The organism is Methylobacterium sp. XJLW (assembly GCF_003254375.1).
Classification (GTDB): Bacteria; Pseudomonadota; Alphaproteobacteria; order Rhizobiales; family Beijerinckiaceae; genus Methylobacterium; species Methylobacterium fujisawaense.
Window position 1 is genome coordinate 1,529,894 of the sequence record NZ_CP016429.1, and the last position, 23,163, is coordinate 1,553,056.

The 23,163-nt window shown below is 68.2% G+C and carries 21 protein-coding genes and 1 pseudogene; 11 read left to right on the top strand and 11 right to left on the bottom strand.

Annotated features, from left to right (window positions below; translation table 11 throughout):
• The first annotated feature begins 164 nt into the window (after positions 1-164).
• The 5 genes and pseudogenes from A3862_RS07070 to A3862_RS07085 all read left to right on the top strand — a co-directional run.
• Positions 165-1,289 (top strand): sensor histidine kinase, encoded by a 1,125-nt coding sequence (locus A3862_RS07070; RefSeq protein ID WP_043074863.1) that lies wholly within the window; start codon positions 165-167, stop codon positions 1,287-1,289.
• The gene (locus A3862_RS07075) at positions 1,273-1,698 is read left to right on the top strand and encodes a response regulator (protein ID WP_043074862.1); all 426 of its coding nucleotides are present in this window, start codon (positions 1,273-1,275) and stop codon (positions 1,696-1,698) included. The genes A3862_RS07070 and A3862_RS07075 overlap by 17 nt, the downstream gene beginning before the upstream one ends.
• 7 nt (positions 1,699-1,705) lie before the next feature.
• Positions 1,706-2,878, top strand: a complete 1,173-nt coding sequence (locus tag A3862_RS07080; RefSeq protein ID WP_071000266.1) for a hybrid sensor histidine kinase/response regulator — start codon at positions 1,706-1,708, stop codon at positions 2,876-2,878.
• 197 nt (positions 2,879-3,075) lie between these two features.
• On the top strand, positions 3,076-3,639 hold the full coding sequence (locus A3862_RS31440; protein ID WP_071000265.1) for a Crp/Fnr family transcriptional regulator: 564 nt from the start codon (positions 3,076-3,078) through the stop codon (positions 3,637-3,639).
• Between the two features lie 89 nt (positions 3,640-3,728).
• Positions 3,729-4,452 (top strand): annotated as a pseudogene (locus A3862_RS07085) (response regulator); the annotation flags it as partial.
• A gap of 39 nt (positions 4,453-4,491) precedes the next feature.
• Here the strand turns inward: A3862_RS07085 and A3862_RS07090 are convergent.
• The 3 genes from A3862_RS07090 to A3862_RS07100 all read right to left on the bottom strand — a co-directional run bounded on the left by A3862_RS07090 (position 4,492) and on the right by A3862_RS07100 (position 6,603).
• On the bottom strand, positions 4,492-5,412 hold the full coding sequence (locus tag A3862_RS07090) for a molybdopterin-binding protein (RefSeq protein ID WP_043074860.1): 921 nt from the start codon (positions 5,410-5,412) through the stop codon (positions 4,492-4,494).
• Positions 5,409-6,293, bottom strand: coding sequence for a cytochrome b/b6 domain-containing protein (locus tag A3862_RS07095; protein ID WP_236961835.1), 885 nt, complete (start codon positions 6,291-6,293; stop codon positions 5,409-5,411). The genes A3862_RS07090 and A3862_RS07095 overlap by 4 nt, the downstream gene beginning before the upstream one ends.
• Before the next feature lie 76 nt (positions 6,294-6,369).
• Positions 6,370-6,603, bottom strand: coding sequence for a hypothetical protein (locus A3862_RS07100; protein WP_043074859.1), 234 nt, complete (start codon positions 6,601-6,603; stop codon positions 6,370-6,372).
• A gap of 560 nt (positions 6,604-7,163) precedes the next feature.
• Between A3862_RS07100 and A3862_RS07105 the strand changes: the two genes are divergently transcribed.
• On the top strand, positions 7,164-9,719 hold the full coding sequence (locus tag A3862_RS07105) for an ATP-binding protein (protein ID WP_071000264.1): 2,556 nt from the start codon (positions 7,164-7,166) through the stop codon (positions 9,717-9,719).
• Positions 9,720-10,008: 289 nt separating this feature from the next.
• Here A3862_RS07105 and A3862_RS07110 read toward each other — a convergent pair whose 3' ends face one another.
• From A3862_RS07110 to copM, 8 genes are all read right to left on the bottom strand, one after another.
• On the bottom strand, positions 10,009-11,706 hold the full coding sequence (locus A3862_RS07110) for a GMC family oxidoreductase (protein WP_071000263.1): 1,698 nt from the start codon (positions 11,704-11,706) through the stop codon (positions 10,009-10,011).
• A gap of 14 nt (positions 11,707-11,720) precedes the next feature.
• Complete coding sequence (locus A3862_RS07115) at positions 11,721-12,380, bottom strand: gluconate 2-dehydrogenase subunit 3 family protein (RefSeq protein ID WP_043074858.1); 660 nt, start codon at positions 12,378-12,380, stop codon at positions 11,721-11,723.
• A 14-nt stretch (positions 12,381-12,394) separates the two neighbouring features.
• On the bottom strand, positions 12,395-13,381 hold the full coding sequence (locus A3862_RS07120; protein ID WP_236961837.1) for a hypothetical protein: 987 nt from the start codon (positions 13,379-13,381) through the stop codon (positions 12,395-12,397).
• A 40-nt stretch (positions 13,382-13,421) separates the two neighbouring features.
• Positions 13,422-14,516 (bottom strand): enolase C-terminal domain-like protein, encoded by a 1,095-nt coding sequence (locus A3862_RS07125; protein WP_071000262.1) that lies wholly within the window; start codon positions 14,514-14,516, stop codon positions 13,422-13,424.
• A gap of 15 nt (positions 14,517-14,531) precedes the next feature.
• Positions 14,532-16,319 carry a thiamine pyrophosphate-requiring protein gene (locus A3862_RS07130; RefSeq protein ID WP_043074856.1) on the bottom strand — a complete coding sequence of 596 codons (1,788 nt, stop codon included), beginning with the start codon at positions 16,317-16,319 and terminating at the stop codon, positions 14,532-14,534.
• Between the two features lie 180 nt (positions 16,320-16,499).
• On the bottom strand, positions 16,500-17,444 hold the full coding sequence (locus tag A3862_RS07135) for an SMP-30/gluconolactonase/LRE family protein (protein WP_043074855.1): 945 nt from the start codon (positions 17,442-17,444) through the stop codon (positions 16,500-16,502).
• A gap of 651 nt (positions 17,445-18,095) precedes the next feature.
• A complete protein-coding gene (locus A3862_RS07140; RefSeq protein ID WP_007557737.1) occupies positions 18,096-19,532 on the bottom strand; it encodes a YncE family protein in 1,437 nt (478 codons plus the stop codon).
• Complete coding sequence (gene copM / locus A3862_RS07145; RefSeq protein ID WP_007557739.1) at positions 19,529-19,981, bottom strand: CopM family metallochaperone; 453 nt, start codon at positions 19,979-19,981, stop codon at positions 19,529-19,531. The genes A3862_RS07140 and copM overlap by 4 nt, the downstream gene beginning before the upstream one ends.
• A gap of 181 nt (positions 19,982-20,162) precedes the next feature.
• Here copM and A3862_RS07150 point away from each other — a divergent pair, with 181 nt between their 5' ends.
• From A3862_RS07150 to A3862_RS07170, 5 genes are read left to right on the top strand one after another with little or no spacing between them, the layout of a single operon-like run.
• Positions 20,163-20,546: a COG4315 family predicted lipoprotein gene (locus tag A3862_RS07150; RefSeq protein WP_007557741.1), complete on the top strand. Its 384-nt coding sequence runs from the start codon at positions 20,163-20,165 to the stop codon at positions 20,544-20,546.
• A 43-nt stretch (positions 20,547-20,589) separates the two neighbouring features.
• Positions 20,590-21,099 (top strand): RNA polymerase sigma factor, encoded by a 510-nt coding sequence (locus A3862_RS07155; protein ID WP_043074853.1) that lies wholly within the window; start codon positions 20,590-20,592, stop codon positions 21,097-21,099.
• Entirely contained in the window at positions 21,096-21,905 is an 810-nt protein-coding gene (locus A3862_RS07160; RefSeq protein WP_043074852.1) for an anti-sigma factor family protein, read from the top strand. The genes A3862_RS07155 and A3862_RS07160 overlap by 4 nt, the downstream gene beginning before the upstream one ends.
• On the top strand, positions 21,902-22,792 hold the full coding sequence (locus A3862_RS07165; protein ID WP_007557747.1) for a LysR family transcriptional regulator: 891 nt from the start codon (positions 21,902-21,904) through the stop codon (positions 22,790-22,792). The genes A3862_RS07160 and A3862_RS07165 overlap by 4 nt, the downstream gene beginning before the upstream one ends.
• Entirely contained in the window at positions 22,789-23,160 is a 372-nt protein-coding gene (locus A3862_RS07170; RefSeq protein ID WP_007557749.1) for a YidH family protein, read from the top strand. Before A3862_RS07165 ends, A3862_RS07170 begins: the two co-directional genes overlap by 4 nt.
• The last annotated feature ends 3 nt before the right edge of the window (positions 23,161-23,163 follow it).

Below are 23,163 nucleotides of genomic sequence, written 5' to 3' on the forward strand. Positions count from 1 at the left end.
GGGCCCGCTGCCGCGGAGATGTCGACGCGACCACGGCTAGTCAATTCAATCACGCTACGACAGGCCTTGCCGCCACCGCTTTGTCACGGCATGGGGCGTCACGCCTATACCGAAGTGGGCGGGCGTCATCTTCCCCGCCAATCTATCGACCAAGGAGAGCTTGCGTGGAGCGAGCCGCGAACCTGACTGCGGACGACTTCCGGGCGCTCGCCGACGCGCTGCCGCAGATGGCCTGGGTCGCCGAGCCGAACGGCGACATCATCTGGTACAATCGGCGCTGGTACGACTACACCGGCACCACCATCGAGCAGATGCGCGGCTGGGGCTGGCGCGACGTCCACCATCCCGACCATGTCGAGCGCGTCGTTGCGCTCATCAGCGAGGCGTTCCGCACCGGCGAGCCGTGGAAGGACACTTTCCCGCTGCGCGGCACCGACGGCGAGTACCGTTGGTTCCTGTCGCTGGCCGCACCCTACCGCGGTCCGGACGGCGCCATCCTGCGCTGGTTCGGCACCAACACCGACATCACCGAGCGCAAGGGCTTGGAGCGCCGCCTCGCCCGTCACGCCATCGACCTGCGCCGCTCGAACGAGGAACTGGAGCAGTTCGCCTACGTCGCCTCCCACGACCTGAAGGCGCCCCTGCGCGGCATCGAGAACCTTGTCGGGTGGATCGAGGAGGACCTGGAAGGCTCGCTGACCGGCGACGTCCAGACAAACATGGAGTTGCTGAAAAGCCGTGTGCGCCGGCTGGACAGCCTGCTTGACGACCTCCTGGCCTACTCACGGGCCGGGCGGGCTGATGCGACGATGGACACGGTGGACACGAAGTCCCTCGTCGATGAGCTCGCCGTGCTGGTAAGCCCTCCAGAAGGCTTCGCCATCACGGCAGATGCGTCCCTCCCGACGTTACAGGCGGCGCGTGCACCGCTGACCCAGGCCTTGCAGAACCTCATCGGCAACGCCATCAAGCACCACGACCGGCCGGCCGAGGGGCACATCCGGGTCGAGGCGAGGCCGGCAGGGGACGTGGTCGAGTTCGTCGTGACAGACGACGGCCCCGGCATTCCCGAACAGTTCCGCGAGCGCGTGTTCGGCATGTTCCAGACGCTCAAGCCCCGCGACGAGGTCGAGGGCAGCGGCATGGGGCTCGCCATCGTGCGCAAGCTGGTAGACCGTCAGGGCGGGAAGGTCTGGCTCGCCGACGGGCCGGACGGGCGCGGGCTGGCGGTGCATTTCACGTGGCCGCTCGACGGCCGGAAGGGACGGGCGGATGGGATCGACGGTTAACATCCTGCTGGTCGACGACGACGAGGTCGACGTGCAGGGGCTGAAGCGGGCGTTCAAAAAGAGCAAGATCGGCAACCCGATCACGGTCGCCCGCGACGGCATCGAGGCCCTGGAGATCCTGCGCGGCCAGAACGGGCGCGAGCGCCTGCCCAAGCCGCACCTGGTCCTGCTCGACCTGAACATGCCGCGCATGAACGGCATCGAGTTCCTGGAGGCGGTGCGCGCCGACGAGGACCTGCGCTCGGCGGTGGTGTTCATGATCACCACGTCGAAGGCCGACGAGGACCGGATGCGTGCCTACGGCCACAACGTCGCCGGCTACATCGTGAAGCGGGACCCGGCCAACACCTTCATGGAGGCGGTGGCGCTGCTGGAGCACTACTGGAAGGTCGTCGAGTTTCCTGCATAGTCGACCCGTGACGAATCCGACCCGCATCCTGCTGATCGACGACGATGCGGTCGACCGTGCGGCCGTGCGCCGGGCGCTGCGCAAGTCCGGGCTCAAGCATACGCTGACCGAGGCGTCGGGTGGCGAGGAAGGCCAGCGCCTCGCCGCCGAGATGGCCTTCGACTGCGTCCTGCTCGACTACCGCCTTCCGGGTATTGATACCTTCGCACTGCTCAAGACCCTGCTCGCGGCGGAAGGCGATGCGCGGGCGGTGCTGATGCTGACCGGCGAGGCCGACCCGGAGCTCGCGACACGGCTGATGCGGGCCGGCGCGCTGGATTACCTCGACAAGGCCGAGGTCACGCCGTCCGGCCTAGCCAGGGCTATCCGCTACGCCGAAGCGAGGCGGGCCTTTCAGGCGGAGCTTGCCGCCGCGCGGCGGGAGGCCGAGGCGAAATCCCTCGAACTCGACACGCTGAACCGGCAGAAGTCCCTCTTGTTCTCGATCATCGCCCACGACCTGCGCAACCCGTTCCAGGCCCTCCTCGGGCTGTCGGAGGTGCTGGGCAAGGCTGTCGCGGCCCGCGACCCCGCCTCCATCGAACGGCGAGCGAAGGGCATCCACGAGGCGGCGACGCAAGCCTACGCCCTGCTGGAAAGCCTGTTCTCCTGGGCGAGCCTGCAGATGGACACGATGGCGGTCACCCTGACCGACGTCGACCTCGACGCCGTGACCAGTGAGGTGGTGCGCGGCGCGGCGGAGGCCGCCTCGGACAAGGGTTTGAAGATCGAGGTTTCCTGTGGCGGGATCATCGTTCGCGCACAGCGGGACATGCTGACCACGGTGTTGCGCAATCTCGTCGGCAATGCCGTCAAGTTCACGCTGCCCGGCGGGACCATTTCCGTCACGGGCCGCCAGGATTGGGACGACGTCGAGATCTCCGTTACGGACACCGGGGTCGGCATGCCGCCAGGCAAGGTCGACGACCTGTTCCGGCTGGACAGGCGGACCACCACGAACGGCACGGCTGGCGAGCGGGGAAGCGGGCTCGGCCTGCTGCTGTGTCGGGACCTGGTCGAGCGACAGGGCGCCGTGCTGACCGTGACGAGCGCCGTCGACCGTGGCACGACCTTCCGGTTCCGTCTGCCTGCACCGCTCATGGCCAGACAGGTCCCCGCCTCCGCCGCATCGACTTCCTGAACTCCTCCAACGCCCCTGGCCTTTCGGAGGTGACGAAACGTCCGTCGCCCCGGGAAAAAGTCGCGCCTCCTTGGACGACTTTGGCTCCACTCGTCAGGTATCGGACTTCTTCGCGCCAGGAAATCCGCTAGTTCGCAACCCGACGACCAGCGCTGCGACCATCCCCCCGTGAACATCCGCCCTTCATCGACGGCAACTTGCTGCTCGAAGCCCTCGATGCCGACGACCGCAACCTGCCGGCTCTGCACGCCGAGCGGCGCGAGGTCGAACGGGGCGACGTCCTGTTCCGTGCCGGCGACGACGTCAGCCACGTCACCTTTCCGGCTCACGGCTGCGTCGTCATCCTGGTTGTGCCGCTCATGGACGGGAAGTCCGTCGAGACCGCCACGGTCGGTCGCGAAGGCGCCATGCGCGGCGTCGTCAGGCATGGATACCTGCCGGCGTTCGGGCAGGCGGTCCAGGTCGGCGGCCCGGTCGTCCGGATCGACGCCGCGCGCCTGTCCGAGGCCAAGCAGGCCTCGAAGGCCATCCGCGACCTGTTCGTGCGCTACGCCGACTGCCTGCTGGCGCAGGTGCTGCAGTCGGTCGCCTGCAACGCCGCCCATACCATCGAGCGACGCTGCCTGCGCTGGCTCCTGACCCGGCAGGACCGCCTCGGCACGCCCGACTTACCGGTGTCCCGTGAGATCCTAGCCGACATGCTCGGGTGCGCCGCGCCTACCTTACGGAAGTGCTCGGGCGCATACATCGGGAGGGTTTGATCGAGATCGGCCACCGGCGCCTGACGCTGCCGGACCGTGCACGCGCGGAAGCCGCGTCCTGCGAGTGCCATGCCGCCGTCCGACATCACCGCATCACCATCGAGACCGCCAACCGTTGGATCGACGAGGCCGGCGGCCGCCAGCACGACCTCGCGCCCGGCCAGTACCTGGGCGTCTGCGTGACCGACACCGGCACCGGCATGGCCCCGGACCTGATCGGCAAGGTGTTCGAGCCGTTCTTCACGACGAAGCCCACCGGCGAGGGCACGGGCCTCGGCCTGTCCATGGTCTACGGCTTCGCCAAGCAGTCCGGCGGGCAGGTGCGCATCTACTCCGAGGTCGGCGAGGGCTCGACCGTCTGCCTGTACCTGCCGCGGCACTACGGCGAGGCCGACGAGGACGAGGTCGTGCGCAGGCTCGCCGAGGTGGAACAGGCGGGCCAGGGCGAGACGGTGCTCATCGTCGACGACGAGCCCTCGGTGCGGATGCTGGTTACCGAGGTGCTGGAGGATCTCGGCTATACCGCCATCGAGGCGGCCGACAGCGTCGCCGGCCTCAAGGTGCTGCAGTCGGACGTGCGCATCGACCTGCTGGTCACCGACGTCGGTCTGCCAGGGGGTATGAACGGGCGCCAGATGGCCGATGCCGGCTGCGAGCGTCGCCCAGATCTCAAGGTGCTGTTCATCACCGGCTACGCAAAAAAATGCCATGCTCGGGAACGGTTACCTGCGCCCCGGTATGCAGGTCCTGACCAAGCCGTCCGTGCTGGAAACCCTTGCCACCCGCATCAAGGATCTCATCGCCGAGAGTTAGTCTCCCGCGCATGCGCCGACCCCTGATCGCCGCAGCGGGTCAGATTCCCGCGTACCAAGCGTAGCCCTGGTCTTCCCAGTATCCGCCCTTGCCCTCGCCGATGTCGGCGAAGCTCTCCACCACCTCGATGCGCATCACGTACTTGGCTTGCTTGTAGCCGAGGTTGCGTTCGAGGCGCAGCCGCAGGGGAGCGCCGTTCGCCACGGGCAGGGTCTTCCCGTTCAGCTCGTAGGCGAGGATGGTCTGGGGATGGAAGGCGTCCACGAGGTCGATGCTCTCGTAGTAGCGAATGGGCGCGTCGTTGCCAGTGGAGCTTCCCTCGGCGGCCTGCTGGCCTCCGGAATCCCGCTTGTCCTCACCCCCGCCCGATTGCTTCGTCATCGCGGGGTTGGCGTTGCCGCCGGACGAGGCGTCCTCCGTCCCGTCACCCTCGGCGCCATCGTCCTCGCCCTGGTCCATCGTGTCGGCGCAACGGAACACGACGTAGCGCGCCTGCGGTTTCAGCCGTGCCCGGTCCAGGATCTCGGACAGTGGCACGCCGGTCCACTTGCCGATGCAGCTCCATCCCTCAACGCAGTCATGCCGGGTGATCTGCGTCCGGGAAGGGAGCTTGCGCAACTCGGCCAGGGAAAGCTTCAGCGGGGTCTCGACGAGGCCGCACACCTCCAGCCGGTAGTCCGCGAACTTGCGCCGCTCCAGCGCCTTGTAGGCCCGGTCCGGCGGATCCTCGGTGCCGTTCGGCTTGAACCACGGCGAGATGTCGGCCTCGGCGTACTCGGGCGCGAGCGTTCGCTCCGTGAGGAGCAGCCGCTGCACGAACAGGTTCGCGTCCTCGCCGGCCTTGAGCGTGCGCCGGAACCAGTCGGCCTCGCCGAGGCGGTCGCAGCCTCCGAGCATCGCTGCTCCGGCCGCGGCGGTGGCGCCGAGCAGGAGGGAGCGTCGGCTGGGCTTCCGGGTCATGCCCGGTCTCCCGCGCGGTCCGCCGATGCGGGCTCGACCTTGCGCTCAATCACGAACCAGCCGGTGAGCATGCCGCGCATGTTGTTCCAGAACCCCGAGAGCACGACCAAGGCAACGTGGACGACCACGAACAGAACCAGCAGGGCCGCCACGACGAAATGGACCGTGCGGGCCGACTGCCGCCCGTCGAACAGGGTCAGGAGGAACGGGAACGCCGCGTCCATGGCTGGAGACATCGCCAGCCCGGCCAGAACCTGCATCGGCAAGAGCACGAACAGCACGATGGCGTAGGTTAGCTTCTGGATGACGTTGTAGCGCTTGGCCTCGTCGCCTTGCGGGAAACGCAGGGTCACGTGCTCCCACACCGAGGCGGCGAAATGCCGGACCTGGTCGCGCTGCGGGACGACGCGAAAGCGAAGCTGGCCGCTCAGCAGCCCGTACAGGAGGTACAGGGCGCCGTTCAGGACGAAGGCCCAGGCGAAGAAGAGGTGCCAGGAGCGCCCTCCCGTGAGGTCCTGATCGCTGGGAAGCGTCAGCCAGGAGGGGAAGCCGCGGTCGGCCGGCTCGCCGTCAGCGCCGGGCGAGGAGCCTAGCCAGCCGGTGGTGTCGAGGCTGTGGCCTAGCAAGGTCGTGACGCCCTTGGGCGGGTCGTCGTCAGTCGAGGTCATCGACAGCAGCGGGTGATCGAAGGTCGAGACCTTGCCCCAGTACAGGGCCGGGTGGGCGTTGAAGATCTGCAGGCCGCTCATCAGCAAGACGAGCAGGCACAGGGCGTTGACCCAGTGGGTGATCCGGATGACGGCGGGGTGCCTGAACATCCAGCGCCGATGCTCGACCTCTCCGGTGTCGGGGGCGGAGCGCGTCAGGTAGGTGCGGGGCACAAGGGCGGCTCGTCCTGAGGACCGAGGGGCGCGGCGACCGGACCGAGGGTCGGGCCGCCGCGTTCGGGATGGCCGCTTACATGCGGTTCATCATCATCTTCCGCTTCATCATCCGGCGCTTCATCATCTTCTTATGCATCATGCGCTTCTTCATCATCATGCGCTCGCTGTGCGTCATGCGGACCTGCGTGATGCCTGCCGGGCCGGCCTGAAGGCCGTTCGGGCCCATCGGGGCGGCCGAGGCGGCGCCAGTTCCAAGCGCGAGGCTTCCGAGGACCGAGGCGGTGAGCGCGAGGGTGGTGATCTTCATTCGGTATCTCCTTTACAGGGTAGAATTTCCCTTTCGCACAGTGGAGCAAGAAGGGAAATACGTCACAAGTTCCTGATTTATCGAATTAATTTCTTTGATTAGTGGCCTATGGGCGCAACTCTCCGGGCGCCGGGGCGAGGCGCCGCGCCACGCCCCAACCGGGCGTACCCCGACCTGTACGGAGGCTCGCCGCGGAAGGTTTCAGGGGGCGGGAATAATCTGGTCCCGGGCATGAATGGGGTTGTTGGCATTTTACACCCTATTGGCATCACGGACGGGAGCGGACCGGAAGCCGAGCAGCTTGACCTGCGCTGGCCTGTTACTGAATGGAGCGGACTAACCTTCCTTCTGTTGCCTCGCCACCGACAAGGGGACGGCTTCCTCCCCGGCCGGATCTGGGGGATTCGGGCAACCGCGGCACCAAGAAGGCGCGACCGCGAACGTCGCGTGGGCCGGTGCGTTCTCCCAAGGCCAGGCTGCGGACGGGAATAGAGTTGGCACAGGTTCCTCGACGAGCGGACAACACGGCTGCGGCGGGTCCCGCGGCAAGGGCAAGGGCCATGTCCCGGGCGCTCGCCTACTTTGGCATCGCGGTCTCGATCACTGTCGCCTCGGGCTGGGCGTTCCGATTGCCTCTCCTGACGACGATCCTACCGGGCGAGGCGCCGATGGTGGCGCTGACCGCCCTCGCGGTGCTGATCCTGTCGGTCTCGTTGCTGCTCTCGGCCCAGCCCGAGGGGCGAGAGGTCGACAGGTCTGTGGGCCGCTGGCTCGCCGTCGTCGCCGTCGCGGTGGCCGCCGGCGGAGGCATCCAGTACGCCAGTCCGCACGGTTTCCGGCTCGACGACTGGCTGCAGCGGCTCGTGTCAGGCCCGCTCGGGCCGGACAACGGGATGTCGCTCGCGACCGTGGCCTGCGTCCTGGGGGCCGCGGCCGGTATCATCCTCGGCGACGCGCGAGGCCGGACATTCACCCGCCTCGGCGTGGCGACGGCTGCCTTCGCCTTCGTCGCCGCCGCCGTCGGCGGCCTGGGCTACGTCTACGGGGTCGGCGCCCTCCATCAGGGCGGCCCGTTCTCGCGCATGTCGCTGCTCAGCGCCCTGGCCCTGGGCCTGCTGTCGGCCGGGGTGTTGCTCTCCAGGCCGCACGGGCCGTGGGTCGCGACCGTACTCCGCGGCGGCGAGGTCGCGCGTGTCCTCCTGCCGGCCGTCGTGGTCGCACCGCTGCTGCTCGGGGCGCTGGAGATCTACGCCGTCCGTTCGAACCTGCTGGAGCCCGAGACCGGGACCGCTCTCCTCGTCACGGTGCTCGCGATCTGCCTCGCCGCGCTCGCCCTCCGCCTCGCGCGTGACGTCGAGCGGCGCATCGTCGGAGAGAGACGGCTCAGGGATGCTCTCCAGGCCATGAACGAGGCGCTTGAACGGCGGGTGGAGGAGCGGACCCGCGACCTCGCCCAGGCGCAGGACGCCCTGATCCAGGCCCAGAAGATGGAGGCCATCGGGCAGCTTACCGGCGGCGTGGCCCACGACTTCAACAACCTCCTGACCATCATCCGGTCGTCGGTCGAGTTCCTCCGCCGGCCGAACCTGCCGGAGGAACGGCGTGTTCGGTACATGGACGCCGTGTCCGACACCGTGGACCGGGCGGCGAAGCTCACCGGGCAGCTCCTCGCCTTCGCCCGGCGGCAGCCGCTGAGGCCCGAGACCTTCGACGTCGGCTCCCGCCTCGTCGGTCTGGCCACGATGCTGGACACCCTGACGGGGGCCCGCATCCGCGTCGTGACGACCAAGCCCGAGTGCCCCTGCTTCGTGCACGCCGACGCCAGCCAGTTCGACACCGCCATCGTCAACCTCGCAGTGAACGCCCGCGACGCGATGGACGGCGAGGGCACGCTGACCCTCACCCTGTCCTGCGGCAGGGAGAAGCCGGCGATCCGCGGCCACGCTGGCCTGTCGACGCCGTTCGTAACGCTCGGCGTCGGCGATACCGGCGCGGGAATCGCGGCGGAGAACGTGGCCCGCATCTTCGAGCCGTTCTTCACCACCAAGGAGGTCGGCAAGGGCACGGGCCTCGGCCTCTCCCAGGTCATCGGCTTCGCGAAGCAGTCCGGCGGCGACGTCGACGTCGCGAGCGTCGTCGGTCATGGGACCACGTTCACGCTGTACCTGCCGCAGGGCCAAGAGGCGGTCATGGACGTCGTCGAGGACGCCGTCCATGACGACGCACAGGCCGACGACGAGGCCCGGTGTATCCTGGTGGTCGAGGACAACGTGGAGATCGGGCGCTTCTGCACGCAGATCCTGCACGACCTGGGTTACGGCGCGATCCTGACGGAGACCGCGGAGGCGGCGCTCGCGGAGATCGAGGCGGTGCCGTCCCGCTACGACGCGGTGTTCTCGGACGTCGTCATGCCGGGAATGGGCGGCTTCGAGCTGGCGAAGCGGCTGCGGGAGACTCACCCCGGCCTGCCGGTGGTCCTGACGTCCGGCTACAGCCACGTGCTGGCGCAGGACGACGCCCACGGCTTCGACTTGGTGCGGAAGCCCTATTCCGCCGCCCAGGTCGACGGTGCCCTACGTTCGGCGACGCGCCGTCGACGACGCGCGCGCGCACTCGGCATCCATGCGGGAGATGAGCTCATGACCACCTCGAAGCCTCGCCTCGTCGGGCTGAACCACGTCGCGCTTGAGGTCGGAGATATCGGGGAGTCACTCGGGTTCTACCGGGCCGTGTTCTCGTTCGAGCTCCGGGGCACCCATGAGGATGAGGCAGGCCGCACGGTCATGGCCTTCCTCGACATGGGCGACCAGTTCCTCGTCCTGTCGGCCGGGCGGGAACAGCCGGCCGACACGGAGCGGCATTTCGGACTCGTCGTCGATGATCGGACCGGCGTCATGGAACTCGCCGAGAAAGCGGGTGCGAAGGTCCTGGACCGCCCATTCAACTTCCTCGACCCCTGGGGCAACCGCCTGGAGATCGTCGCCTACCCGGATGTCCAGTTTACGAAGGCGGGCGAGATTCTCGGAGGCATGGGCCTGAATCTCGGGAAAGGCGATGAGGCGTTGGGGGAGTTGCGGCGCAAGCTGTCTTCGCCTCCGGCACGCGCCGAAGATTGAAGGCGTGTTTTTCGGGAAAGGCGGGCATCGGATCACCCGCATAAGCGATGGACGGTCGCAGGTCTCCTGGCGCGAACTACAAGAACGATGGCCCCATCCACATACGGAAAATGGCGACCGAGGGGCTGTCAGTCGCCCCTTTCGTTTCCATCCTGACGATTTGGCCTCGAACCTCCGATGACTCCGCAATGCCTCAGTAACCGTAGCCGTAGGCCCGGCAACCGTACCTATAGTTCGGCGCGTAGCCATCACCGGCGTATGAATTTGCGTCATCGACACGCGAAGCCGGTCACCGCCTCCTCGCGAGTATCCGGTCCGCCGTACGCAACGCGACCGCTTGGATCGTGAGCGAGGGATTGACCCCCCCAACCGTCGGGAAGACCGAACCGTCGCAGACGTACAGGTTCGGGATGTCCCAGGACCGGCAATCGGCATCGACCACGGAGGTCCGCGGGCCGGACCCCATCCGGGCGGTGCCGTTCAGGTGGCAGGTGTCATCACCCTGGTCCCAGACCTCGCGCCCGCCCGCGGCCGATAGGGCCTCGCGCATGAACTTGAGCGCGTGCCGGTTCAACGCCTTGTCGTTGTCGCACCAGGAGTAGGTGATGCGCGCCACCGGCAGCCCGTACTGATCCTTCACGTCCGCGAGGGTCACCCGGTTGCGCTCCTGCGGCATGTACTCGGAGACGACCTTGAGCCCGGCGACGTGGTTGTAGCGCTGCATCTCCGAGACGAGCGCCTCCCCCCACAGGCCGTGCGCCGAGGCCTGTGTGTTTGCCCAGAGCTGCGGCAGCGGCCCCTGGCTCATGTAGGAATAGCCACCGAAGAAGTCCTTTACGAAGGGGCCGTGACCCTTGTCGTCGTAGTTCCAGTGCTCGCTGATCGCCAGAGATGGCGGGCCCTTGTAGCTACGGATCTCCTCGTCGAAGACGCCCCAGACCGCTTGGTTGCCCTGGACCATCAGGTTCTTGCCGACGAGGCCCGAGGAGTTGGCGAGGCCGTCCGGGAACTCCTGGTTCGCCGAGTTCAAGAGGAGCCGCGGCGTCTCGATGGCGTAGCCCGCCACCACGACGTTCTTCGCGCGTTGAAACCGCCACTTCCCCTCGCGGAAGTAGTGGACGCCGGTGGCGCGCCCATTCCTCGTCTCGATCCGCCCGACCATGGCGAGGTCGCGGATCTCGGCGCCCGCCTTCAGGGCGCGCGGCAGGTAGCTCACGAGCACGCTCTGCTTGGCGTTGGTCGAGCAGCCCAGCGTGCAGAAACCCCGGTAGACGCAAGGCGGTGCGTCGCCGTGCGGCGCCGAGACCGTAGCGAGCGGCGTCGGCGTCCAGTTGATGCCCATCGCCTCCGCGCCCCGGGCCAGCACCTTGGCGGCGGCGTTGATCTCGTGCGCACGGCGGTGATAGCGGCGACGGTGCGGTCCCCATGGGTAGGAGACCGGGCCGGAGATCTTCAGGTCGTCCTCGACCTGATCGTAGTAGCGCCACATCTCCCGCCAATCGAGCGGCCAGTCGGCGCCGTAGCCCATCAGGGTGCGGGTCTTGAACCATTCCGGTCGGAAACGCAGGGCGACCATGGCGTAGTGTACGGTCGAGCCACCCACCGCCTTGCCGGAATTGTTCGAGCCCATCTGCAGCGGGTTCTCGCCGTCGACGATGCGCTCGTCCGTCCAGTAGAGCTTGGACTGATGGCTCTCGTCCGAGGCGAAATCCTCCAGCGGCCGGAAATACGGTCCGGCGTCGAAGGCCACCACCGACACGCCACCCTCCGCGAGCCGGCAGGCCAGGGTGCCGCCGCCCGCGCCGGTGCCGACGATGGCGAAGTCGACCTCCTCCTCGTCCCGGTGCTGGCGCATCGGCACCCATTCGCCGATCCGCATGACGTTGGGCGCGCGGCCGTCGCGGGCGCGGGGATGGTGCTCCGGGTCGTCGCCGGGCGTGGCGTGCTTGGGGTTGTCGGCGGCGTTGCCGAGGCCGGGGATGCGCATGGACGGAGGTATCCTTATCGACCGACCCGAAGGTTCTCTTGGTAGGCCTCGTCCTCGCGGCCGGGCTTGGCCTCGGCGGCCTCCCAGGGGTCGCGGCGGTCGAAATCCATGCGCACGTAGCCGCGCGGGCTCGCCGGGCCGCCCCAGCCGATCTCGTTCCAGGCCGTGGGGTGGGCGTAGTACGCCTTGACCACATCGGCGAGGACGCGCTGGTGGAAGAACAGCTTCGAGGGCATGCCCTCCCAGACCGCACCGGTCAGGTCACCCTTTTCAGCAAGCTTCAGAAGCTCGTCCTGCGCCCAGGCGCCGAGTTCGTGGAAGCGTGCCCCGAACCGTGCCCGTGCCTCGGCATCGAGGGCGCGCAGTCCCAGGCGCCATGCCTCGCGCTCCCCGGGCATTTCGGCGTTGCGGTAGCCGTCGCGGGTATCGGTCGCGAGCTTGTGGTCCACGAGGGCGGCCACCGGAACCGGATCCCCCCGGTCGGCGGGTTGCGGGACGATCCGCTCGGCCAGCGACTTCATCGTCGACCATTCGGCCTCGTCGAAGAAGCGGCGCGTCTCAGGTCCGATGGCGAGCCGTTCCTCCAAAACCTCGCGGGTCTTGGCGTTCCAGGACGGGCCGTCGCGCTTCGCGAGCACGTCGTAGCCCGGATAAAGGTCCAGTCTCGGACGCATGATGATCTTTCGGGTCAGAAGCGGAAGCGGCTGCGTTCGATGAGTTCGAGGGCCGCGAGCCCCCCGAGCGCCACCCCCGAGAAGGAGGGCGGGGCCGGCAGAGGCGGCCCGTCGATGAGGTTCTGGCGCCAGTTGGACCAGCCGCCCATCATCCGGGCGACGCCGTAGCCGTGGAACGCGACGCCACCGACGCCCATCGCCGAGACCGCCCACATCCCCCACTTGGCGCCCGATTGACTCGCTCCCTCCGGTTTGGTCGCGGCGCGGACGAGAAGGGCGGCGGCAAGCGGCGGCAGGGTGACGGGAACGAACATCGCCGGGTTCTGGAAAGCACCCCGGAAGTGAAGCAGCCCGGCCTCCAGGGTCGTGCCGGCGAGCATGCCCGCCGTGGCGACTGCAAGGGAGCGCCCCGCCGGCAAGCCACCGAGCCGCGGCTCGTCGGGGTCGGCGTCGCGCACGCGCTCGGCGATGACCCCGAGGACGCCGGCCAGCGTCAGAGCCATCGGCGCGCCGATGGGGGCGGAATAGAACAGGTTCTGGAAGGAATACCCACCCTCGCGCTTGCCGACGTTGTAGGCGTGGAAGCCGAAGCCGATCAGCCCTGTCAGGCCGGCGAGCGCCTGCACCCCGTGCCGGACGCGGGAGCTGCCGGGGTCGGTGTCGCCGGCCCCGTGCAGGGACGCCGCCAGGATGACGCTGGACACGACGATGGGCGTGTACATCGCCCGGTTGAAGAACTGGCCGCGGTAGTGCTCCAGGCCGGAATCGAACAGTACCGAGGCGGCGAGCATCGTCGAGGCGTGGTTCAGGCGCTGTGCCGCGCTCGCGGTGACCTCGCGCCCCCGCGGGCTGTAGCTGCGGCCGCCGGCGGCGTGACCTAGGGGCTTGGAACGCCCGGCGGCGAACCAGGTCAACAAACCGGCCCCCGCCGCCACCGCGGCGAGGACCACCACCGGGTGGACGGCCGCCTCAACTCTCACAGGTGCGACGCGCCGCTTCATGCCTGGCGCATGTTGACGTTTCGGCGGGGGTGGGCCGCGATCAGACGGCATAGGCATCGGCATCCCGGGTCTTGAGGGTGAGGCCGTGTCCCGGCCGGGTCAGATCGGGGGTGATCACGCTATCGCGCGGTGCGGGCGCCCCGTCGAACAGCATCCGCTCGATGCGGACGTGGTCGTGGAACCATTCGAGGTGTCGGAAGCGGGGAGCCGCAACCGCCACCGGGAGGTGCAAGGCGGGGGCGCAGTGGCCGGACAGATCGATATGCGCCGCCTCGCACAGGGCCGCGATCTTCAGAAACCCGCTGTAGCCGCCGCAGCGGGTCACGTCCGCCTGGGCCACGTCGACTGCCCCTACGTCGAGCAGTCCACGCAAATCGTTCAAGGTGTAGATGTACTCGCCCGCGGCGACTTCGATGCCGGCAGGCGTAGAGGCACGGACGGAAGCCATACCTGCGGGATCGTCACTGGACACGGGTTCCTCGAACCACGCCACGTCGTAGCGGTGTGCTTCGTGCGCAAGGGCGACGGCGCGCTTCGGGGTGAAGGCGCCATTGGCGTCGATGAACAGACGTGCATTGCCGATGGCTGCCTTCGCCACCGCCATGCGCGCCGGGTCGTGCTCGGGAGCGCTGCCGACCTTCATCTTCACCGCCCGGCAGCCGTCTCGCTCGACCCACCCGGCAAGCTGCTCGCGCAACTGCCGGTCGCCGTAGCTCGTGAAGCCGCCGCTGCCGTAGATCTCCGCGTGTTCCCGCGCCTGCCCGAACAGGCTCGCCAGGGATACGTCGAGGAGGCGTGCCTTGAGGTCCCACAAGGCGGTGTCCAATGCCGAGATCGCCGTGGCGGCCAGCCCGGAGCGCCCGAGGTTCCGCACGGCGCCCCACAGCACGGCATTGGCCCGCGGGATGTCGAAGGCGGACAACCCGGTAAGACGCGATGCGAGCGTGCCTACAATCAAGCGCGCGACACTGGCGTCGGTGTAGCTGTAGCCGAGGCCGGTCTCGCCCCCGGCCTCGACATGGACGACAACGAGCGTCGTCCTGTCCCAGCTGAACGTCCCGTCCGCCTCCGGCGCGTCGGTGGGAACGGTGTAGGCTCGCGCCCGCACCGTTCCGATCCTCGGATCGTCATGCATGCCGTAGAAGCCGTCCTACTTGCTGCCCGGTAGGACGGAACTCAGCACCTGTCGGGCGGTGTCGACAAGGAGATGACGCTCCTTCGGGTCGCCCTTGCCGAGCATCGACATGAAGTTCTGCACCTGCTGGAGCGTGAAGAACGGCGGCAGCGGCGGCACCTCGGGGTCGGTCTTTACCTCCAGCACCACCGGCACGGGGCTCGCCAGCGCCTCGTCCCAGGCCGCCCCCATGCGCTGGGGATCATCGACGTAGATGCCCTTCAGGCCGATCAGCTCGGCGAACTTGTGATAGGGCACGTTCGGGATAGTCTGGCTCGCCTCGAACTTCGGGTTGCCCTCCATCACCCGCTGCTCCCAGGTCACCTGGTTCAGGTCCTCGTTGTTGAACACGCAGCAAATCCAGGTCTTGTTCGACCAGCGATGCATGTACTTTGAGACCGTGATCAGTTCGGCCATGTTGTTCATCTGCATGGCGCCGTCGCCGACCAGCGCGATCACCGGCCGGTCGGGATGGGCTACCTTGGCGGCGATGGCGTAGGGGACCGCCGCGCCCATGGAAGCGAGGCCGCCCGACAGCGAGCACATCTGGCCGCGGCGCATCTTCAGGTCGCGGGCGAACCAGTTGGCGCAGGACCCGGAATCCGAAGTGATGATCGCCCGCTCGGGCATGCGCGGCGAGAGTTCCCAGGTGACGCGCTGCGGGTTGACCGGGCTGGCCTTGGCCATCGCCCGGTCCTCGGCCTCCTTCCACCAGGAGACCATCCCCTTCTCGATGCCGGTGCGCCAGGAGCCACCCTCCTTCTTCTGCTCCAGCAGCGGCAGCAGGGCACGCAGGGTCTCGGCGGACTCGCCGCAGAGCGGCACCTCCATCGGGTACCGCAGCGACAGCATCTCCGGTGAGATGTCGATCTGCACACCGCGGGCCTGCCCCTCCTTCGGGAGGAACTCGGCCCAGGGAAAGCCGGAACCGATCATCAGGAGGGTGTCGCAGTCCTCCATCATGTCCGAGGACGGCTTGGACCCGAGCAATCCGATGGTGCCGGTCACGAACGGCAGGTCGTCCGGCAGCGCCGCCTTGCCGAGCAGCGCCTTGGCGACGCCGGCCTGAAGCTTATTGGCGACGGCGATGACCTCGTCGGTGGCGTGCAAGGCGCCCGCACCGACCAGGATCGCGACCTTCTTGCCGGCGTTCAACACGTCGGCGGCGCGGCGCAGATCGGCGTCGAAGGGCACGACCTTCGGGGCGGTGTAGCCCACCCCGGAGAAGGTGTTGCCGTGCTTGCGTACCGGCTCCTCGTAGGGAACGTCCTGCAGGTCGTTCGGTAGAATGATGGCCGAGACCTTCCGTTCGGCCTTAGCGATCCGCATGGCGCGGTCGACGATGTGGCGGACCTGCGCGGGCGAGGACGCCTGCTGCACGTAGGCCGAGACGTCCTTGAAGACGCTCGTGAGGTCGAATTCCTGCTGGTAGTGGGCGCCATTGACGTTGCGCGCCTGCTGCCCGCAGATGGCGAGAAGCGGCACGTGGTCGAGATGGGCGTCGTACATCCCGGTGAGCAGGTGCGTCGCGCCGGGACCGGAGGTCGCCATGCAGACGCCGACCTCGCCGGTGAACTTGGCGTAGGCCGCGGCCATGAACGCCGCCATCTCCTCGTGGCGGACCTGGATGAACTCGAACGGCAGGTCGTTGCGCTGGAGGGCGCCGAGCAGGCCGTTGATGCCGTCGCCGGGATAGCCGAAGATCTTCTTCACCCCCCACTCGGCCAGGCGCTTCCAGAAAAAGTCGGCGACGGCTTCGGCCATGGCGGATCCTCGGAATAGGTATTGGTGCCGCCCGCTGGGCGAACGTGGTCGGGGGCGGCATGGGATGAAGCCTGCGTGTACCGGCACACGGCTTCCTTAGTCCGAGGCCAACCTCGCGTGGGAACCCAGGTTCCTAGGAGTTTCCGGAGCGTTCTGACGATGCCGTGATTTCACCCCGATCTACTGGGCGGCGAGGTCCAGGGCGTACAGGTGCTGTTTGGACGTGATGAACAGCCGTTGCTGCTCCGGGGAGAAGCAGAGATTGGAGCACACCTGAGGCGTGGGAATCAGTCCGAGCCGGTGCCCCTCCGCGGAGAGGACTTGAACCCCTGCCTCCGAGCTCGTCCAGATCCAGCCGCGATGGTCCACGCGGAACCCGTCCGGCACGCCGGGCTCGACCTCGGCAAAGACCCGCGGTTCGCCCAGGGTTCGGTCATCCACGACCGCGTAGGCGTGGATCGTGTGCCCGTCACCGCCCTCGGTCCGTGAAGTGTCGCTGACGTACAGGGTGTGCCCGTCCGGCGAGAAGGCCAGCCCGTTCGGTTGGCCGAGGTCGGCCATGCGCCTGACGGAGCCGTCCGCCGGGTCAAATCTGTAGACGCTGTGATGGCCCAGGTCGGACGCGGCCAACACCCCCTGCCTGGGTAGCCGTAGCCCATAGGCTGGATCGGTGAACCAGAGGGCGCCGTCGGCGGCGCAGACCACGTCGTTCGGAGCGTTGAACCGGCGGCCCTCGTAGGTCTCGACCAGGGCCTCGTAGTGTCCGTCCGGGGATGTGCGTGACAGGCGGCGGTTGCCGTGCTCGCAGTGGATGAGGTTGCCGTCCCGGTCGACCGTGTTGCCATTGATGAACGGGGTTGCGTCGATGACGACCCGCACGCAGCCGTCGGCGTGCCAGCCAAGCACCCGGCGCCCCTCGACATCGGACCAGACCAATATGTCCCGCGCGGGCCACCAGGTCGGCCCCTCGCTGAAGACGGCCTGATCGTAGAGCGAGACGAGACGGGCGTGGTAGGGCACTACCTCGGTGAAGCGCGGGTCGGACGCCCGGGGTGGATCGACGTGGTGGACGGGCTCGGGCGGACCGGGTCGCCGCAGCAGATTCGACGCGGGTTCAGCGTTCATGATCCCTCCCTGATCGAAGTTTTAGGGCACCTCAGTGGGTGCATGTCTCGAACGGTTAATCCCTCCGGGTTGATGTCGTTCTCCCGCCACCCCCGGCTGACTTGTCGGGTACGACCTAAAGAATGCGGGATCGTCGAAGATCATGAATCAAGAAAAACGCCGATCTTTTCGATGACGACTGCAGCCGGCACCTTGGGGCTAGGTTACTGTCGGCGCACGTCCCGAAGGTCGAACGCAATCGCGAACCTCGTCTTCAGGGCGGCATGGAGACCATTTTAGAAATGGGTGCCCAGCTAAACGCAAGCCCGACCGTGGAATATCGTTCCGTAGCGTCGCCTCATGCGAATGGCCGATCGCAGCTGGTAGCGTCCACTTACGGGATATTGTCAGAACCATCTGAATGACCGGGATGGGCGCGAAGACGAATGTCCGGTGTTGCGCGCTCCAGCGGTACGGCGTGACAAAGTGGGGCCGAAAGCGACTGGTCCGCTTCGGAGAACTCCCGCGGGAAAAGCGGACAGCCTCCTATCGACCCAACTGCGCCGTAGAAGCAGTCCGACGTCGTTCTCGAAAGCAGACATCGAAACTGGGCTCGCGCCGCCAAGGTACTCTTATGAGTGTTCGCCTTCCGAACTAGCGCCCCCCACTCGATCAATCCACAGTCTGCATCTGGACGACACTGCCGAGTTCACCGGGCTTGCCCGAGACCACCACGAGGTAGCGCCGGCTAGCGCCGGCATCCGTGCGGGTGACCTGTCGGATCGGGCCGATCGCGTTGACGATGGCCGCGCCGGCCGGGTTGGTCATGAAGGCGGCGAGCGGCTCCAGGCCGGTCGCTCCCTTCGGATTGGCGGCGAGCGCCAGCACGAAGGGCATTTTCGCGGGCAGTCCTGTGACCGCGGCCTGTAGCGTTTGCAGCACGCCTTGGTCGAACAGGGTGACCTGCGTCGCCGGCTTGTCATCGGAACCGGTGAGCGTCAGCGCGCTGGTCTTGCCGGCAGCACCCAGCGGCTGGAGGTTCTGCTTTCCGTCGCCCTCCGGCACGGCGTTCGGGACGTAGGCGACGCCCTGCGGACCCTGCCCGATCGGCACCTCAGCGATCACCGTGTTCGACGCCGTGTCGATCACCGCCGCCATGTCGGCGTTCTCCAGGCCGACATAGACGCGGCTGCCGTCGCCCGAGGGCCAGAGCCCGTGCGGCAGGGCGCCGGTCGCGATGGTGGCGACCTGAGAGAAGTCGTCGGTGCGGAACACCTTGAGCTGGTTCAGGCCGCCGATCGTCACGTAGGCGAACTGGCCGGCCTTGGTCGAGACGATGTTGACGTGGTTGGTGATCGGCCCGGTCTCGATCGTCTTCAGCGGCGCGAAGGGCGGACGCGCCGAAAACACTTGGGTGCGGCCGACATCCTTAAGGGTGAACCACACCTGCTTGCCGTCCGGCGTCGCGGCGATGTCGGGGCAGAACGGGCTCTCTTGCTTCACGCGGCCGACGATGGTGTGGGTCTTGGTGTCGATGACGACGGTCTCGGGGCTGAAGCTGGAGCAGACGTAGCCGTAGGCGCCGTCCGGCGAGAAGATCGTCATGCCGGGCCCGTTCGGTACGGTGATCCGGCGGGTCTCCTTGGCGGTGGCGGCATCGAGCACCGCGATATGGTCCTCGCCGCGCACGCTCACCCAAACCTCTCGGCCGTCCGGCGTGAAGAAGGCTTCGTGCGGCGAGCGGCCGACATAGGCGGTGTGGCGGACCGCGTTGGTCGCCGTGTCTATGAAGCTCACGGAGTTCGAACCGATCGAGACCGCGAGCAGGGTCCTGTGGTCCGGCGAGAAGCCCATGCCGTGAACCAGAAGCTGCCCGCGATAGAGCGGGCTCAGGTTCATCGGCGTCGGGTCGCCGAGCCGGATCACCCCGAGCAGGGTGTTGGCGGCGGGATCGACCACCGAGACCGTGTTGGAGAACTGGTCGGAGGTGTAGAACCGATCCTTGCCGCTAACCGGCACGTCCGGGGCGGAAGCTGCGCCCGGGGCCTGCCCGGCGAGCGCCGGGCCGGAGAGCAGCGCGAGGGCGAGGATAGTCAGGGCGGTCTTCATCGGCGGGTCTCCGAGGGCATGGCGGCGGGGGCTGCACTGTGGTCGTGGGAATGGGCCGCACCAGTCGATGGCTGCGGCGCTTTAGGAAGACTGGCGAGCGCACGGCGCATCACATCGATCTCCTGGCCCTGCTCGACGACGATTCCTTGCGCGAGGCGACGCAGGACCGGATCCTTGCCGTAGAGCAGCTCCGCCTTGGCCATCGCGATCGCGCCCTCGTGGTGGGGGATCATCATCGCGGCGAAATCGCGGTCGGGATCGCCCGAGGGCGGGACCATCATGTCGGCGTGCATCCGCGTCATCGACTGCGCCATCATCGCGTCGAACGACGTTGACGACGCGGCCGGAGGCTCGCTGGCGGCCAGCGTCGGGCGCATCATCATCCGGCCGCCGACGAGGCCGCTCGCCATCAGCGCCGACGTCACGGCAAATCCCAGTGCTCCGCGCATGCGGCCTCCTCGCGATCCGGTATCAATGGAAGGGATGCCAGAGGACCGCCTTTATTCCGCGGCGGGGCCGAAAAAGCGTTCGCGCCGATGGGATCGCCTTTTTTCGTGTGTCAGCGGAATAAAGGCGCCCGTTTCGCATCCCTCCCGATGCGGTCATGCTCGACCGCGGGAGACTTCACCCATGCGCAATCTGCTGATCCGCACCGCCTTCGCGGCTATCGCCTTCTCCGCCGTGGCCGCCCAGGCCGCCGCGCCCGCCATGACGGCCGAGACCGCCAAGGGGCCGGCGCTCGTGGATGCCAAGAGCATGACCCTCTACACCTTTGACAAGGACATGGGCGGCAAGTCGATGTGCAACGGCCCCTGCGCCGCCAACTGGCCGGCCCTGACGGCTGCCTCCGGATCGGCGGCCTCCGGCGATTGGACGACGGTGACCCGGGACGACGGCACGATGCAGTGGGCCTACAAGGGCAAGCCGCTCTACACCTTCGCCAAGGACACCAAGCCGGGCGACACCACCGGTGACGGCTTCCTCAACGGTGCGTGGCACATCGCAAAGCCCTGATCGGTGAATGCCCGGATCGGCTCCCTCTGATTGGGACACGTCGTTGGACGAGATCGCCCCCCTGATCGAACCGCAGATCCCGGCCCTGCGGCGCTACGCGGTCGCGCTTCTTCGGGATCGCGAAGCGGCGGACGACCTCGTCCAGGACACCCTGGAGCGGGCATTGTCCGCCTGGTCCGGGCGTCGCCGCGACGGCGACCTGCGGGCGTGGTTGTTCACGATCGAGCGCAACCTGTTCCTCGCCGCCGTCCGACGCCGGGGCCGGCGCGGCGCCGATCTCGGCGCGGAAGTGTTGGAGCAGGTGCCCGATCCGAGCGCCGACCCGGGGGCAGCTTTGGGAGCCCGTGACGTACTCGCAGGGCTCGACACCCTGCCCGAGGAGCAGCGCTCGGTGTTGCTCCTCGTGGCGGTGGAGGACCTGTCCTATGCCGAAGCGGCACAGGTGCTCGGGGTGCCGCTCGGCACGGTGATGTCACGATTGAGCCGGGCGCGCACGCGGATGCGCGGATTTGTGGAGACGGGCCGGACAGGCCTGCTGAGGAGGGTTAAATGAGCGGGGATCCGCGCCCGGTCGGCGAGGACGATCTGCACGGCCTGATCGACGGCCGCCTTGAACCGGAGCGGCAGGCGCTGGTCGAGGCGTGGCTCGTGGGGAACCCCGCGCGTGCGGCTGAAGTCTCGACGGACCGAGTTCTGCGCGAGCGCCTGCGCGCCCGCCTCGCGCCGATCGCCGAGGAGGCGATCCCGGCGCGACTGCGGGTGGCCAACATCCGCTCGCGACACCTGTACCCTGGCGCACGCTGGTTCCCCATGGCGGCTGCGGCCGTGCTCTGCCTCGCGCTCGGCAGTGCCGGCGGCTGGGTTGGCCATGCCCTGCACGGTGTGCCCGCGGCGGCGGCGGTGGCGGAGGCACCGGCGACGCAGGACGCGGTCGCAGCCTTCCGCACCTTCGTGGTCGAGGCGGTGCATCCGGTGGAGGTGCGCGCCGACGAGAAGCCCCACCTCGTGACGTGGCTCTCGAAGCGTCTCGGTCACGCGGTCGCGGCCCCCGACCTCTCGGCGCAGGGCTTCCGGCTGATGGGCGGGCGCCTGTTGCCGGCCGGCACCGAGCCCGCGGCGATGTTGATGTACGACGACGACCGCGGCACCCGGCTGACGCTCTACAGCCGCGTCGGTGACGGCGACGGCCGCACGCTCTTCCGCTTCGCCCGCGAGGGCGACATCGCTGCCTTCTCCTGGGTCGATGGTGGCATGTCATACGTCGTCACCGGCCGCACCGACGAGGCCCGGCTGCTCTCCGTCGCGCAGGCGGTCGATGCGCACGTCCGCGACCTCGCGCCGGATCGTCGGCAGCCATGACCCTCGATCAGCTTCGCATCTTCGTGGCGGTGGCCGAGCGACAGCACGTGACGCGGGCCGCCGAGGCGCTGAACCTCGTCCAGTCGGCGGTCAGCACGGCGATCGCCAACATCGAGGGGCGGCACGCGACGAAGCTGTTTCACCGGGTTGGCCGCGGGATCGAGCTGACCGAAGCAGGGCGCGTGTTCCTCGTCGAGGCCCGCGCCGTGCTCGCCCGGGCCGAGGCCGCCGAACTTGTGCTCGCCGACCTCAGCGGCCTACGACGCGGGACGCTGGCGCTTTTTGCCAGCCAGACCATCGCCAGCGACTGGCTGCCTCGCCACCTCGTCGCCTTCCGCCGGGCCTACCCTGAGATCGCTATCCGGTTGGCGGTGGGCAACACCACCGACGCCGCCGACGCGGTGCGCGCGGGGCAGGCCGAACTCGGCTTCGTCGAGGGGGCGCTGGACGACCCGACGCTCGCAAGCACGACCATCGCCCAGGACAAACTCGTCCTCGTGGTCGCCCCAAACCATCCCTTCGCCGGGGCGGCTGCACTCGCACCCGAAGACCTCGCCGGGGCCGACTGGGTGCTGCGCGAAGCGGGATCGGGAACCCGCTCGGCCTTCGAGGCGACCCTGGGTGCGGCCGGCCTTGCCGCGGCCCAGCTCCGGGTCATGCTCGAACTGCCCTCGAACGAGGCAGTGCGCGCCGCCGTCGAGGCCGGGGGCGGGGCCGCCGTCCTGTCCGAGACCGTGGTCGCCGCAGCGCTTCGAACCGGGACCCTGGTGCGGGCGGCGTTCGACTTACCGAGCCGGCCGTTCCGGGTGCTGCGCCACAAGGAGCGCTACCGCAGCCGGGCCGCCGACGCGCTTCTCGACCTGATCGCGACGGCGAACATCAAATGAGCGAGCCCGCGAAACCAGTGCCCCCCGACGACCCGCGGGTGAGGCTCGCCGAGGACCGGACGGTGCTGGCAGCCGAGCGTACGTTCGTGGCGTGGCTTCGAACCGGGCTCGCCTTTCTGGGCGTCGGCTTGGCCGCGCAGCGCTTCCTGCGGGAGGTGCTGGCGGTCTGGCCGCTGAAGGTGCTGTCGCTCACGTTGATCGGCTGCGCGCTTGCCTCGTTCGCCGGCGCCGCATGGCGGGACCGGGCGATCCGGGCGCGTCTCGCCCATGCCGAGATCCCGATGATGCCGCGCATCCTCACCATCGGGATCGCGGCCTTGCTGATCGCGATCTCGGGCCTCGCGGCCACCGCCTTGCTCTGGGCGTGATGA